This is a genomic window from Luteolibacter sp., from assembly GCF_058122085.1.
On record NZ_JBIKBQ010000113.1, the window covers coordinates 1 to 13,110 of the forward strand.

Here is a 13,110-nt window from a genome sequence, read left to right on the forward strand (position 1 = left end):
TTTAAATTCGGGTTCGTGTCTTCTTCGTTTTGCTTTCATTTTGCGTGGTTTAGTTTGGGTTCAAGACCCGCGCCCGACCACCACAATCAAAGCTTAACCCCTGGCCCGAATTTCGGGGTCCGCCTCAAAGCCAGAGAAACAAGATCGCGGAAAGCCCGAGAAACGGGGCAACGTCTCCACATTCCAGATAGTGGTCAATTAATGTCTTCTTTGAGATAATTGGGGCGGCGATCATCAAGATCGAGCTCACGGATTCCAACGCTGTCATTTGCGAAATCTAAGGTGAGCTGGAATGCCGTCGAGTTTTTCCTGTTGGAAATTGCGCCGGCGTTATAAAGTGACAGCATCAATGATGCGGTGCGGGTCCGGCGGGAGCGGGCTCCGGCTCGGCCTTTTTCTTCCTGTCAGAGAACTTCTGGACGAAGACATAACAGACCGGAATCAGGAACAGCCCGATGGCGGTGGAAATGGTCATGCCGAAGACCACGCCGGTGCCCATGGTGGCACGCGAGGCGGCGCCGGAACCGGTAGCCAGCATCAGCGGCACGCAGCCGAGGATGAAGGCGAAGGAAGTCATTAGAATCGGACGCAGGCGGAGTTTCGCGCCCTCGATGGCGGCATCGATGGTGGGAACGCCTTCCTCGCGTTTCATTTTGGCGAACTCGATGATGAGGATGGCGTTTTTCGCCGCGAGGCCGATGAGCATGACGAGGCCGACCTGGGCATAGACGTTCATGTCGAACTTGCGCAGGAGCAGGCCGACCATCGTGCCGAGGATGACGGTGGGCACCGAAAGCAGCACGGCGAAGGGCAGCGACCAGCTTTCATACTGGGCGGCGAGCAGCAGGAAGACGAAGAGGATGGCCATGCCGAAGATCACGCCGGCCTGGCCTTCGGATTTCTTTTCCTGAAGCGTGAGGCCGGACCATTCGTAGCCGGTCTCCGCGGGCATTTCCTTCATCACTTCCTCGATCGCCTTGATCGCCTGGCCGGAACTGTAACCCGGCGCGGTGGCACCGATGACTTCGGCCGCGTTATAGAGATTGAACCGGGTGACGAGGTTGGGGCCGGACATCTTGGTGATGGTGACCAGCGTGCTCAGCGGGATCATGTTGCCCTCGTTGCTGCGGACATAGAATTTCCCGATGTCGTCCGGCTTGCTGGTGAACTCGGGCTCGGCTTGCAGGAAGACCTTGTAAACCTTGCCGAATTTCACGAAGTCGTTGACGTAAAGACCGCTCAAATAGGTCTGGAGGGTGGCGAACACGCTGTCCACCGGCACGTTGAGCGTGCGGCATTTCTCGCGGTCCAACTCCACCTTCACCTGCGGCGTGGCTGGGTTGAAGGTGGTGGTCAGGCGGGCGATTTCCGGGCGCTTCGCGGCCAGTTCCTGAAGCTGCTTCACGTATCCGGCAAGATCATCGATGCTGCCGCCGGAGCGGTCCTGAAGCTGCATGGTGAAGCCGGAGACGTTGCCATAGCCCGGCAGTGGCGGCGGTCCGAATGAAAACGCGCGGGCACCGGGGATGGATTGGAATTTTTTCGTCCACTCGGCGGCGATGGCTTTGGAATGGAGATGGGGCTCGTGGCGTTCCTCCCATGGCTTGAGACCCACAAACATGAGTGCGCAGTTCGGAACGTTGAGCGAGTTGAGGATGTTCATGCCGGCGAGATTGACTGCGGATTGCACGCCTTCGGTGTTGCCAACGATTTCCTCGATCTGTTTGAGCACCTCGTCGGTCCGCTGGAGCGAGGCTCCTTCCGGCAGTTCGACCGCCACAAACAGATAGCCCTTGTCCTCGTCCGGAATGAATCCGCCGGGCACGTGTTTGCCGATGCGGTTGATGCCGACGATGACCAGCACCAGCATCACCATGGAAAGCGTCGCCTTGCGCACCAGCCCGCCGACCACCCTGCCGTAGCGGTCGATGATCCAGTCGAAGGCGGCGTTGAACTTCTTGAAGAACCAGGCGACGGGGCCCTTGCCGGGTGTTGGTGCGCGCAGCAGCATGGCGGAGAGCGCCGGGCTGAGCGTGAGCGCGTTGATCACGGAGAAGACCACCGCGATCGCAATGGTCAGCGCGAACTGGCTGTAAAGCTGGCCGGTCACCCCGCCCATGAAGGCGACAGGCACGAACACCGCACACAATACCAAGCCGATGGCGACCACCGGGCCGGACACCTCCTGCATCGCCTTGCGGGTGGCTTCCTTGGGTGAAAGTCCGTGCTCGATGTGATGCTGTACCGCCTCGACGACGACGATGGCGTCGTCCACCACGATGCCGATGGCCAGCACCAGTCCGAACATGGTGAGCACGTTCACACTGAAGCCCATGACAGGGAACATGATGAAGGCGCCTAGCAGGGAGACCGGCACCGTGAGCATCGGAATGATGGTGGCGCGGAAACTCTGCAGGAAGATGAAAACAACGATCAGCACCAGAATCACCGCCTCGAAAAGCGTGTGCACGATCGCTTCGATCGAGGCCTTGATCGGCAGCGTCGAGTCCAGCGCGACCTCATAGATCATGTCCGCCGGGAACTTGGCCTTCGCCTTCTCGAGGATGGCCTTGACGTTTTCCGCGGTCTCAAGCGCGTTGGCTCCGGGTGCCAGATAGATCGCGAAGGCACCGGCCGGCGACTTGTTGAGGCGGGCGCGGAGATCGTAGGTCTGGGCGCCGAGGTCGACGCGGGCCACGTCCTTGATTTTCACCTGCGAGCCGTCGCTGCTAGATCGGATGATGACCTCTTCGAACTCCTTGGGGTCCTTGAGCAGGCCGAGGGCGCGCACGTTATACTGGCCCTCCTGGCCGGGTGGCGCGGGCTCCGCACCGATCCGTCCGGCGGGCGACTGGGCGTTCTGTTCTTGCAACGCCTTCTTGATGTCGTCCGGCGTGATGCCGAGCGAGGCGAGTTTGTCCGGCTGCAGCCACATCCGCATGGTGTAGTCTTGGGCGGTGAAGTTTTTCACATCACCCACGCCCTTCACCCGTTTGATCGCGTCCACTAGATTAAGATCGAGGTAGTTGCTGAGGAAAACGGCATCGTAGCTTCCCTTTGGCGAGGCGAGACCGATGACCATCAGGATGTCCGGGCTGGAACGGTTGACGACCACACCCTCGCGTTTCACCGCTTCCGGAAGCTGGGCCTCGGCCTGGGTCACGCGGTTCTGCGTGTTGACCTGCATGATGTCCACGTCCGTGCCGACGTCGAAATAGACGTTGAGCGTCATCTTGCCGTCGTTGGCGTTGAACGACTGCATGTAGAGCAGCTTGTCCACGCCGTTGACCTTGGTTTCGATGGGAGTGGCCACGGATTCCATGACCGCTTCGGCGGCGGCGCCACGGTAAGTCGTGGTGGCCTGGATCATGGTGGGGCTGACGTTCGGGTATTCCGAAATCGGCAGCCGGGAGAGCGAGATGGCGCCCACGATACAGGTGAGGATGGCAATAACCATCGCCACGATGGGACGGCGGATGAAGAATTCGGCCATGGTGTTGTTATTCCTTGGCGGGTTTGTCCGAAGCGGCGGCCTTGGCGGCTGGAGCATTGGTATTCACCGGGATGCCTTCGCGGAGTTTGTTGACTCCCTCCACCACGATTTTCTCACCTACCTTGAGGCCCTCGTTGATGATGAAAATACTGCCCACCTGTTCGCCGGTCGTCACCGGCCGCTGGGTCACCTTGCCATCGCCTCCGATCACCCAGACGAAGGTTTTGCCCTGAAGCGCCACGATCGCCCGCTCTGGCACCGTGATGCAGTCGGGGCGGGCACCGAGATTCACGCGGACCCGCGCGAACATGCCGGGACGCAGCAGCTTCTGTTTGTTGGGGAACTCGGCGCGGACGCGCAAGGTGCCGGTTTTCACGTTCACCGCGCGGTCGATGAAGACGAAGCGGCCCTGGTCGGAATGTTCGGCTCCGTTGGAGAGGATCAGGGTGAGCGGCAGGCTGGCGATGTCGCGGCCCAAAGCGCGGCTTTTCTCCTCGGCCCGGATGTAGTCCACCTCGCTGAGGTTGCAGTAGAACCAGATGGGGTCGAGGGTGGAAATGGTCGCTAACAAAGTGGGCTCGCCCTTGCCCACCAGCTCGCCGATGGAAACCTGGGTGGCGCCGATGAGGCCGGTGATGGGCGCTTTCACGTCACAATAGCCGAGGTCGAGTTGCGCGGATTCCACCCGCGCCTGCGCGGTGGTCACGCCGGCTTTGCCGACTTCCACCGAGGCGATGGCATTGTCGAGATCCTGCTTGGGGATCGCCTTTTTAATGAAGAGCGGTTCGAGCCGCGCGACGTCCGCCTCATACTTGCCGAGTGCGGCGTTGGCCTCTGCCAGGGCGCCGGTGGCGGCGGCCAGTTTTTCGAGAAACGGCTTCTTATCCAGCTGAAACAGGAGGTCTCCCTGCTTCACCTCGACGCCCTCGGTGAATGGCATCTTGTCCAAGAAACCCTCGACGCGCGCGCGGACCTCGACGTTTTGCGGCGAGTCGAGCTGGCCGATGAGCGTTGAGGAAAGCGGCACCTCGGAGGTGGAGATTTCCATGACTTCGACGGTCGGCGGCGGTGGCGCGACGGCGACGGGCTTCTTGCAACCGCAGAGCACGGCGATGGTCGCCATGGTCAGCACTTGAAGCCGCGGGGTGAGTTTGGTGTTCGCTTTCAAGTGTTTGGGGATTGGCTCTCGTGTCGGAATGGCGGAGTGGGTGCGGTTCGCGGGAAATCGGCCGTTTGAACTCACACGATCAAGGGCTAACGAGCTGCTCGTTGCCTGTCAAATTGAAAGCCTCCGCCTTGAGCGAGAGTCTCATCAAATCCGGCACCGAGCGACAGCGGGTTTTCCTCATCAGCCGGCCGCGGTGGATCTTCACGGTTTTTTCCGCGATCCCGAGTCGGGAGGCGATTTGCTTGTTCAGAAGTCCGGCGAGCACCTGTTCCATCACTTGGAATTCGCGCGGCGTCAGGGTTCCGAGCGCCGCGCGGGCGAGCGTCCGTTCGGCATTGGCCCGGCGGACTTCTCGGGCGACATCGAGCGCGCGGGAGACCGAGGAAAGCAGGGTTTCATCAGCCACCGGCTTGAGCAGGAAATCCACGGCCCCCGCCTTCATCGCCCGCGCGCACATCGGGACGTCACCGCTTCCCGTTAGGAAAACGATCTGCTCGCCATGGCCTTCGAGCGTGGTTTGGAGATGGAAGCCGTCCTGCGGATCGAGCACGAGGCAAACGGGTCCAGGATATTCCTCGCGTTCGAGATAGTCGGCGGCGGAGGCAAAGGTTTCCACGGCGAGCCGGGCGGACCGGAGCAAGCGCTTCAAGCCGCGGCGGACCGACTCGTCGTCATCGACCACGCAGACCAATGCCTCTGCATTCGGCAGTGCCGGAGTCGTTGCGAAATGGGGGGATTCGGGAACCATCATTCGGAGAATGAGACAGCGTCATCATTCCCCGCAATGGTCCGACAGGTCAAGCATGTTGAAGGCTCGATGAGGCTCGATGTAGGACTTTGGTCTGATGGAAATAGCCGGACTTTTGTGCGAGGATACATGCGATTCGTTCATTTTAACCCCCGATCCCCCCCCATTCCGCCCGCCATGAAAACCGCGCTCGCCATCGCCTTGATCGCCCTCTCATCCGCCGGTCTCAGTCCGGGGCAGGATGCCGGAAAGGACAGCGCCGCCATCCCTCCCGAAATGGCCGCCATCCTCGCCAACGACCGCGCCTACGAGGCCGCCTACGCCAAGGCCGATGTCGAGGCGCTCGCCGCCTTTTTCACCGAAGACGCCGAATACACGTCCGACGACGGCCGCATCTTCAGCGGCAACGCCGCGCTCAAGGCCTGCCTGCGCGACGCCTTCCGCGCCAACAAGGGCGCGAAACTCGCGATCACCGTGGATTCCGCGAAGCCGCTCACTTCCGAGGTGCTCGTGGAAAAAGGCTCGACCCGCGTGATTTCCAAAACCGGCGACGTCGCCGAGTCGCTCTACACCGCGGTCCACGTCAAGAAGGACGACCAATGGAAAATCAGCCAGCTCATCGAGACGCCGATGCCGGAAACCACCGCGAACGACCACTTGGCGGAACTTTCCTGGCTGCTAGGTCACTGGGAGGAGGCGGACAAGGAGGCGGGCATGACCATTCACAGCCGCTACCAATGGGCGAGCGGCGGCAATTTCATCACCCGCAACGTCACGGTGAAACGCGGCGACGATCCGGTGCTCGAAGGCTGGCAGATCATCGGCTGGGACCCGGTCGAGGGAGCCATTCATTCATGGACCTTCGACGACGCCGGCGGCTTCTCGCAGGGCTATTGGACCCGCGAGGGTGAACGCTGGCTGGCACGGGAAGCCGGCTACGCCGCGGACGGCAGCCGCACCAGCGCCGATCAAACCATCACCAAAGCCAGCGACGACCGGTATTTCTGGGAGTCCGGCAACCGCACGCTCGACGGCGAGCCACGGCCAGCCATCGGACGCATTGAAATTCGCCGCGTGAAAGGAGAATAAGGCCATGCGCTCAAAATTCGCACTCGTTTCGACGTTCGTGGCGATCCTCGCCATGCTCATTCAGACAACCCCGATCGCCGAGGGCCGCGGCGGAGGGCGCGGCGGCGGTGGCGGGCGAGGTGGTGGGGGCGGCGCACGCAGTAGCGGCGGCGGTAGTTTCTCGCGTTCCAGCGGCGGCTCCTCGCGCGCCTCTTCCGGGTCGCGCTCTTCGAGCTATTCGCGACCCTCCGGCTCAAACTATTCGCGACCCTCCGGTTCGAGCTATTCACGCCCCTCGACCGGCTCGGTCTCGCGGCCTGCTTCCCGGCCTTCCACCGGAAGCGTCTCGCGGCCTTCGACGGGGAACGTCTCCCGTCCATCAAGCGGCTCGGTTTCGCGGCCGTCGCAGCTTCCTTCGGCGGGTGCGTCACGCCCGAGCGGTGGCCGGGTGCCGGGGTCCGCGTCCACCCTGCCTTCCGGAGTGAATCGTCCGTCAGTGGGAAACAGCGCCTCGCAACTTCCTTCCGGCGTGCGTCCGGGAGCCGCGAACCGCCCGTCCCAACTTCCCTCGCGTCCCGGCGGCATTGCTTCGGATCGTCCCGACGGCGGTGCGGCGAGTCGTCCCGGTGCCGGCGGTGCCGGAAATTTCCTCGGCGTCGCAGGAGGCGCCGCTGCCGGTGGCGCGCTTGCCAACCGGCCAAGCCAACGTCCCGCAGGCGGCGACCGCGGATCTTTGGGCGACCGCCGCCCCACCGAGCGCCCGCAGGACCGCGCCAACTGGGGCGAGCGCTCCCAAAACCGCAACGACCAATGGCAGCAGCGCGTGGACAACCGCGGCGAATCCTGGAACAAGTGGCAGGACAACAGCCAGCAACGCCGCGACAATTTCCAACAGAACCGCGAAAGCCGTTGGGACAATCTGCAAAGCGGCCGCGAGGACCGCCAGAACTGGCGCGATCAAAACCGCGAGGACTGGCAGCAACACCGCAACGACATGTGGGACTACCGCCACGACCGCGCCGACGAAGTCTGGGACAATGCCCGGGATTTCTACGACGACTGCTTCGACGACCATTGGTGGGGCGGCTTCGGCTATATCGGCTACCATCCCGTCAATCCCTGGTGGTGGTGGGCACCCGTCACTTGGGCCGCGGCCACCTCCTTCGTCTATGCCACCGCCCCCGACCCGGTCTATGTCGATTACGGGACCACCGTGGTTTACGAGGGCGATACCGTCTATGTGGATAACAAGCCGGTACCGGCCGAGAAATACGACGAGCCGATCGTGGACCTCGCCACCAACGTCGAGCAACCCCCGCCGCCCACTCCGCCGGAAGAGGGCCAGCCCGCCGAGTGGATGCCGCTCGGAGTGTTCGCCCTCGCCCAGGAAAAAAAGGGCGACCCGGTCATGTTCATCCAAATTTCCGTGAACCGGGAAGGCCTCATCAGCGGCGGCTATGAAAGCGTCATCACCGGTGACAAGAAAACCATCGCCGGACAAGTGGACAAGGCCACCCAAAACGTCGCGTGGCGGGTCGGTGACAACACGAAAACCATCTTCACCACCACGCTCGCCAATCTCACCCAGGACGTCAGCACCGTGGCGATCCACTTCGACGACGACCGCGTCCAGACCTGGCTGCTCGTCCGCATGCCGGAGCCCCCGGCCGCCGGCGAGCCTCCGAAACCGCCGGAACTGAGCCGCAAGCCGCCGCCGGTCACCCCGATCCCGCTACCCACCCAATAACCCGATCAACCGCCATGAACTACGACGACGACACGATGAACAACTCGATGGATCTCCGGCGCGAATCGATCCGGAAAACCATCAAACCGATCACGCTCGCCGAGCTCAAGGAGCTCGGCGAGAAGCAATTCCCCATCGTCACCGATCCGTGGTGCGGGAGGTATTTCGATTTCCTCGCGAAGCATGCCGACGACAAGTTCTATCAGGCAACCTCCGCCGAAGGCGCCCGGGTCATCTACAGCAAGGACGCCGGGCAGGGCGTCTGGTTCCTCCCCGGCGGCGGCAAGGGAATCCTCCAGCCCAAAGGACTCCAAGCGCTCAAGGAAATCGTCGCCGCGCTCTGACAGAAGGACCGGGAAACCGGGCCTCAAAGACCCAGCATCTCCTCGATCTCCGATTTGGTGAGGGAGCGGTCGCCGTTCTTGTTGAAGCGGTCGAATTTCTTCTTGCCCTCCTCCTTGTCGCTCTTGCCGGCGGCTTTTCAGGCGGCTTTTCAGGCGGCTTTTCCGGCGTGGTCCGGTCCTTTGGCTTTGTCTGCCTTTTGCGAGTGGCCGTTACCGCCCTTGCCCTGACCCTTGCCGCCTGAGTTGCCTTTGCCGGGTTTCGCGTCCGCCTGAGCGATCACGATGGCCAATGAGCCCAAGAGGGCGACGATGGATTTCATGGAGGGGTGGTTTTTCATAAGGCCACAGATGAGTTTCGAGGTATGCGCGCAGGTGATTGGCATCGCCTGACTGCGCCGCAAGGTTTTGATCAGTCCAGCAGATACTTGGACGCCTGCTCGACGTCCTTGTCGCCGCGGCCGGAGAGGTTGGCGATGAGGATGCAGTCCTTCGGCAGGCTGCCGGCGATTTTCGAGACGTAGGCCATCGCGTGGGCGCTTTCCAGCGCGGGGATGATGCCTTCGCAATGGGCGAGTTCCTTGAAGGCGGCGAGCGCTTCGTTGTCGGTGGCGTAGGTGTATTCGACGCGGCCGATGTCCTGAAGGTAGGCGTGCTCGGGGCCGACGGCGGCGTAGTCGAGACCGGCGGAAACCGAGTGGGTGAGCTCGATCTGGCCGTCGTCGTTGGCGAGCAACCAGGTCTTGGTGCCTTGGAGGACGCCGAGTTTTCCGCCTTGGAAGCGGGCGGCGTGGCGCTCCGGGATGATGCCGTCGCCGCCGGCTTCGACGCCGACCATGCGGACGTTCTCATCTTCGAGAAACGGATGGAACAGTCCGATGGCGTTGGATCCGCCGCCGACGCAGGCGACGAGCAGGTCTGGCAGGCGGCCTTCTTTTTCCAAAATCTGTTGGCGCGCCTCCACGCCGATGACGCGGTGGAAATCCCTAACGATCATCGGGAACGGATGCGAGCCGAGCGCCGAGCCGAGGATGTAGTGGGTGTGATCGACGGTGGCGACCCAGTCGCGCATCGCTTCGTTCACCGCTTCCTTGAGGGTGGCCTGGCCGGCGGTGACGGCGCGGACTTCCGCGCCCATCAGCCGCATGCGGGCGACGTTGAGGGCCTGGCGCTCCATGTCCACTTTTCCCATGTAAACGACGCATTCCATGCCGAAGCGGGCGCAGACGGTGGCGGTGGCCACGCCGTGCTGGCCGGCGCCGGTTTCCGCGATGATGCGCTTTTTCCCAAGGCGTTTGGCGAGCAGGATTTGGCCGATGGCGTTGTTGATCTTATGGGCTCCGGTGTGGAGCAGGTCCTCGCGTTTCAGGTAGATTTTCGCGCCGCCGAGGACTTCGGTCCAGCGTTCGGCGAAATAGAGTGGCGTCGGGCGGCCGCAGTAGTTGTGCAGCAGGTCATCGAGTTCCGCCTGGAATGCCGGGTCGGCCTTGGCGGCGGCGTAGGCGGTCGAGAGCTCCTGCAGCGGAGCCATCAGGGTTTCCGGGACGAACATCCCGCCGAATTGGCCGAAGTGGCCGGTGGCGTCGGGAAGGGCGGAAGTGGGAGAAGTTGCGGTGGCCATGGACGGCGGCAGTGTTTGGCGGGATGCCGCGTGATTCAAGGGGAGATTTCTCACGGCAGCTTCCAGGCGGCGCGGAATTTCCGGTATTCGGCTTGCGGCAGGAGAACGTAAAGCGGGCGGCGGGCCGGGTCGATTTGGGAAATCAGCCACTCAAGTTTGGGCTTTTCCATGGTGGTGCAGCCGGCGGTGGGCGCGGCTCCGTCGCGCCGCCAGATGTGGAAAAAAATGGATGAGCCGGCGTTGGGCGTGACGTCCGGCGGGGCGTTGTGGGCGACGAAGAGTTTGAGCGAATGGACCGGGTCGGTTTGCTTCATCTGCTGCTTTTTCTCCCACGCGGTGGCGGGCTCGTGGTCGAGGACGACGTTTCTGTTATACTGGGGCGACGCGGGGTCTTCCACCCAGAGATCGCGGGAAGTCACCTGTCGGTAGGGCAGGGCGGGGTTTTTGGCGATGGCAGGCGAGTAGCCCCAGGCGCCGCCGATGGAGAAAACTCCGGCGGGAGAGCGGTTGTCGCCTTCTTTTTTGGTGACCGCTCCGGCGGGGACAGGGTGGCGGCCTTTGCCCCAGACGAGACCGTCTTTTCCGAGGCGGCCTTGCCACGGTGCGCTGACGGGTTTCCAGTCAGCGCCAGATTTCTGATAGAGGCGGAGGGTGACGTGCGAGCTGTCCCAGCCGTCGGCGGTGCCGACGAGGCATTGGGTGGAGTTCGCCGGGAGCTCGAAGGCGGCGGCGGGGAGAAGGGTGCTGAGGACGAGGAGGAGGGATTTCATGGGAAGATTTGGAAGATGAAGAGGGAGCAAGATGCTCCCGACACGGTCTGGAGCGGGGACGCTCCAGCCACTGCGGGGACGCTCCAGCCACTTGGACCTTCGGTCAAGGTTTGGTGTGGGCGGTCAGGGTGGCGCGGACGTCGCCGATGAAGGCGGTGGCGCGGAGTTCGACGGGGATGCGGTCGGCGTCGTCGCTGAGCCAGAGGGTGGCGTCTTTTTTGAGCTTCTTGTAAGGGCGGAGTTCGAGGGTTTTGCGGTCGATCTTGTGCATGCCCAGGGTGAGGCGGATGGTGTTGCGGCCGGCATGAATCTCGCGGCCCTGGACTTTGAGGCGGAGCAGATAGGGATTGTCGAACGGGTGGATGACCAGGGTGATGTGGTCGCCGGCGTCGAGCTTCTGGCTGCGGACGTGGAGCATGGCTGAGAAAATGTCGAAGACCGGGGCGAAGCGGAAAATCCGGTCGGTTTGCGGGGTGGCTCCGGTCTTGGAAATTTTGATGATTTCCCGGCTCTCGACCCGGTCCGGGAAGTGGCGGACGGTGGTGGTGGCGGTTTCCTTCTTGTCGGTTTCCACGGAATGGAAGTAGCGCGGACGCAGGCTGGCGGGGCTGAGTTCGGACCAGAAGTCGCTGTGATAGGGGAAGAGCAATGCCGCTGCTCCGTGGCTGGACGAGCTGGAACGGATGACGTAGGGGCCCGGCTTTTTGGCGGCGGGCGGAGCGAATTCCATCCGGATCGAGCCGGCGTTGATCATCCCGTTCCAGCTCACCTGGAGGTCGAGCACGGTGGGCGCGAGCATGGGAAACGGGCCGGGCGAGGGTGGCGTGAGCTCGGCCTGCCAGGCGGGTGCCGCCGTGGCGAGGGGGACAAAGAGCAGGAAAAGGAGGATCGACCGACAGTAGGTGAGCATGCGGCGTGAAACGATCATCCGCGGGAAATTATTCACCGGAAGGCAGGAAGACCGGCTCCGCGCGCGGCGGGAGGACTCCCGGGCCGCTGTCGAAGCTCGTATCCAGCCGCTCCTCGCTGACGGGCATCGGCCGGAACGACTCGGAGTGGGTGTCCACGCGGAATTCGAGTTTCATCACGTCGCGGTTGGTCTCCGCCATTTGGTCGAGCAGATCCTGATTTTGATTCTGGAGTTTCTCCATTTTGGACACGAGCGCCTCGAAGAATTTTTTCTGGGAGGCGTCGGTGGCGGGCGCCGGATGCTGAGGGGCTTGGGCGAGGAGCTTGGGCGCGGCGGGAGCGGCCGGTGTTAGGCCGGCGGGTTTCGCGGGCGACGCAGCGGGAAGCCCCGTTTGGATCGCGGTGGCGAATTGCCGCACGGACCACCAGTGGCTGACTCCCGCGGCGGACATGGCGGCGAGGGCCAGGCCGCAGATCATGGGAACGGTCGAAGGTTTCATCGCTAGTGGTTGGTGGCGGGTTTGGACTCGGGCTGAGGTTGGGGTTCCGGCTTCGGCAGGGAAACAAGGAGCTGTTGGAGGCTGTCGATCGCGGTGCCGAGTTGCTTGGACTCTTCATCAAGCTGGCGGATGGAGTTGGCGAGGATGGCGCCGACCGTGGCGGTTTGCTGATAGCCGAGGGTGTTTTCGTAGCCGGGCTCTGAAATGGTGAAGACCTTCGCGCCGTCGGCGTCCGGGATGAGAAGGTGCGGGCGGATCGTCAGGGTGATCTTGGAGCCGGGGGAAACTTCCACCTCGCGGGTGAACGGCGGGGCGCTGTCGGAGGCGTCGAGGCGCCAGCCGGCCGGTGCTTGCGCGAGCGGTTTCGCGGGGAAAGGGGCGAGTAGTTTGACTTGGGCGGGATCGATGGCGCCTTTTCCGGTGCGGAGTTTCTCCACCCGCACGGCGAGCTCGTTCTCGGGCTTGGGGGCCTCCGGCTCGGTGGCGACGGCATCCGGTGGCGCTTGCTCCGGGGGAGCGGCGATGGCGGTTTCCTCCGGAGGATGTTCGGTGACGAGGACGGGTTTGGATTCTTCTTTGGCCGGGGCAAGCGCTTCGCCGACAGGATCGAGGGTCACGGAAACCTCGTTGGGTTTCTCTGGGTTGCGGTTTTGGAACTTCTCGATGGCCTCGAGAACGGGGTCCGCCTTGGGTTCTTCGGCGGCCTTTTGGGCGTCGCCCCAAAGGGCGCCGAGGAGGGTGATCG

The 13,110-nt window shown here is 63.0% G+C and carries 12 protein-coding genes and 1 pseudogene; 3 read left to right on the forward strand and 10 right to left on the reverse strand.

Features of this window, described 5'->3' with window-relative positions:
• Positions 1 to 346: 346 nt before the first annotated feature.
• The 3 genes from AC4DF4_RS15200 to AC4DF4_RS15210 all read right to left on the reverse strand — a co-directional run bounded on the left by AC4DF4_RS15200 (position 347) and on the right by AC4DF4_RS15210 (position 5,412).
• Positions 347 to 3,493 (reverse strand): efflux RND transporter permease subunit, encoded by a 3,147-nt coding sequence (locus AC4DF4_RS15200; RefSeq protein ID WP_490048961.1) that lies wholly within the window; start codon positions 3,491 to 3,493, stop codon positions 347 to 349.
• 7 nt (positions 3,494 to 3,500) lie between these two features.
• Positions 3,501 to 4,661, reverse strand: coding sequence for an efflux RND transporter periplasmic adaptor subunit (locus AC4DF4_RS15205; protein ID WP_490048962.1), 1,161 nt, complete (start codon positions 4,659 to 4,661; stop codon positions 3,501 to 3,503).
• Between the two features lie 79 nt (positions 4,662 to 4,740).
• Positions 4,741 to 5,412 carry a response regulator transcription factor gene (locus tag AC4DF4_RS15210; protein WP_490048963.1) on the reverse strand — a complete coding sequence of 224 codons (672 nt, stop codon included), beginning with the start codon at positions 5,410 to 5,412 and terminating at the stop codon, positions 4,741 to 4,743.
• Positions 5,413 to 5,586: 174 nt separating this feature from the next.
• Here AC4DF4_RS15210 and AC4DF4_RS15215 point away from each other — a divergent pair, with 174 nt between their 5' ends.
• Positions 5,587 to 6,498: a YybH family protein gene (locus tag AC4DF4_RS15215; RefSeq protein ID WP_490048964.1), complete on the forward strand. Its 912-nt coding sequence runs from the start codon at positions 5,587 to 5,589 to the stop codon at positions 6,496 to 6,498.
• Between the two features lie 261 nt (positions 6,499 to 6,759).
• Here the strand turns inward: AC4DF4_RS15215 and AC4DF4_RS15220 are convergent, their stop codons facing one another.
• Positions 6,760 to 6,945, reverse strand: a complete 186-nt coding sequence (locus tag AC4DF4_RS15220; protein ID WP_490048965.1) for a hypothetical protein — start codon at positions 6,943 to 6,945, stop codon at positions 6,760 to 6,762.
• Between the two features lie 61 nt (positions 6,946 to 7,006).
• On the opposite strand from AC4DF4_RS15220, the gene AC4DF4_RS15225 reads away from it, so the two are divergent.
• Together AC4DF4_RS15225 and AC4DF4_RS15230 are read left to right on the forward strand one after the other, a co-directional pair.
• Positions 7,007 to 8,224, forward strand: coding sequence for a mu-protocadherin-cell-suface protein (locus AC4DF4_RS15225; RefSeq protein ID WP_490048966.1), 1,218 nt, complete (start codon positions 7,007 to 7,009; stop codon positions 8,222 to 8,224).
• 14 nt (positions 8,225 to 8,238) lie between these two features.
• Entirely contained in the window at positions 8,239 to 8,568 is a 330-nt protein-coding gene (locus AC4DF4_RS15230) for a hypothetical protein (protein ID WP_490048967.1), read from the forward strand.
• A gap of 149 nt (positions 8,569 to 8,717) precedes the next feature.
• Here the strand turns inward: AC4DF4_RS15230 and AC4DF4_RS15235 are convergent, their stop codons facing one another.
• The 6 genes and pseudogenes from AC4DF4_RS15235 to AC4DF4_RS15260 all read right to left on the reverse strand — a co-directional run.
• On the reverse strand, positions 8,718 to 8,888 hold the full coding sequence (locus tag AC4DF4_RS15235) for a hypothetical protein (RefSeq protein ID WP_490048968.1): 171 nt from the start codon (positions 8,886 to 8,888) through the stop codon (positions 8,718 to 8,720).
• An 89-nt stretch (positions 8,889 to 8,977) separates the two neighbouring features.
• Complete coding sequence (gene trpB / locus AC4DF4_RS15240) at positions 8,978 to 10,186, reverse strand: tryptophan synthase subunit beta (protein ID WP_490048969.1); 1,209 nt, start codon at positions 10,184 to 10,186, stop codon at positions 8,978 to 8,980.
• Positions 10,187 to 10,236: 50 nt separating this feature from the next.
• A complete protein-coding gene (locus AC4DF4_RS15245; protein ID WP_490048970.1) occupies positions 10,237 to 10,956 on the reverse strand; it encodes a L,D-transpeptidase family protein in 720 nt (239 codons plus the stop codon).
• 103 nt (positions 10,957 to 11,059) lie between these two features.
• Complete coding sequence (locus AC4DF4_RS15250; RefSeq protein ID WP_490048971.1) at positions 11,060 to 11,884, reverse strand: DUF3108 domain-containing protein; 825 nt, start codon at positions 11,882 to 11,884, stop codon at positions 11,060 to 11,062.
• Positions 11,885 to 11,894: 10 nt separating this feature from the next.
• Entirely contained in the window at positions 11,895 to 12,365 is a 471-nt protein-coding gene (locus tag AC4DF4_RS15255) for a hypothetical protein (RefSeq protein ID WP_490048972.1), read from the reverse strand.
• Between the two features lie 2 nt (positions 12,366 to 12,367).
• Positions 12,368 to 13,110 (reverse strand): annotated as a pseudogene (locus AC4DF4_RS15260) (hypothetical protein); the annotation flags it as partial.

Excerpts from the sequence above, each read along its gene's own strand:
- AC4DF4_RS15200 (WP_490048961.1), bottom strand. The coding sequence starts at position 3,493 with ATGGCCGAATTCTTCATCCGCCGTCCCATCGTGGCGATGGTTATTGCC.
- AC4DF4_RS15210 (WP_490048963.1), bottom strand. The coding sequence starts at position 5,412 with ATGATGGTTCCCGAATCCCCCCATTTCGCAACGACTCCGGCACTGCCG.
- AC4DF4_RS15215 (WP_490048964.1), top strand. The coding sequence starts at position 5,587 with ATGAAAACCGCGCTCGCCATCGCCTTGATCGCCCTCTCATCCGCCGGT.
- AC4DF4_RS15230 (WP_490048967.1), top strand. The coding sequence starts at position 8,239 with ATGAACTACGACGACGACACGATGAACAACTCGATGGATCTCCGGCGC.
- AC4DF4_RS15235 (WP_490048968.1), bottom strand. The coding sequence starts at position 8,888 with ATGAAATCCATCGTCGCCCTCTTGGGCTCATTGGCCATCGTGATCGCT.
- trpB (WP_490048969.1), bottom strand. The coding sequence starts at position 10,186 with ATGGCCACCGCAACTTCTCCCACTTCCGCCCTTCCCGACGCCACCGGC.
- AC4DF4_RS15245 (WP_490048970.1), bottom strand. The coding sequence starts at position 10,956 with ATGAAATCCCTCCTCCTCGTCCTCAGCACCCTTCTCCCCGCCGCCGCC.
- AC4DF4_RS15250 (WP_490048971.1), bottom strand. The coding sequence starts at position 11,884 with ATGATCGTTTCACGCCGCATGCTCACCTACTGTCGGTCGATCCTCCTT.
- AC4DF4_RS15255 (WP_490048972.1), bottom strand. The coding sequence starts at position 12,365 with ATGAAACCTTCGACCGTTCCCATGATCTGCGGCCTGGCCCTCGCCGCC.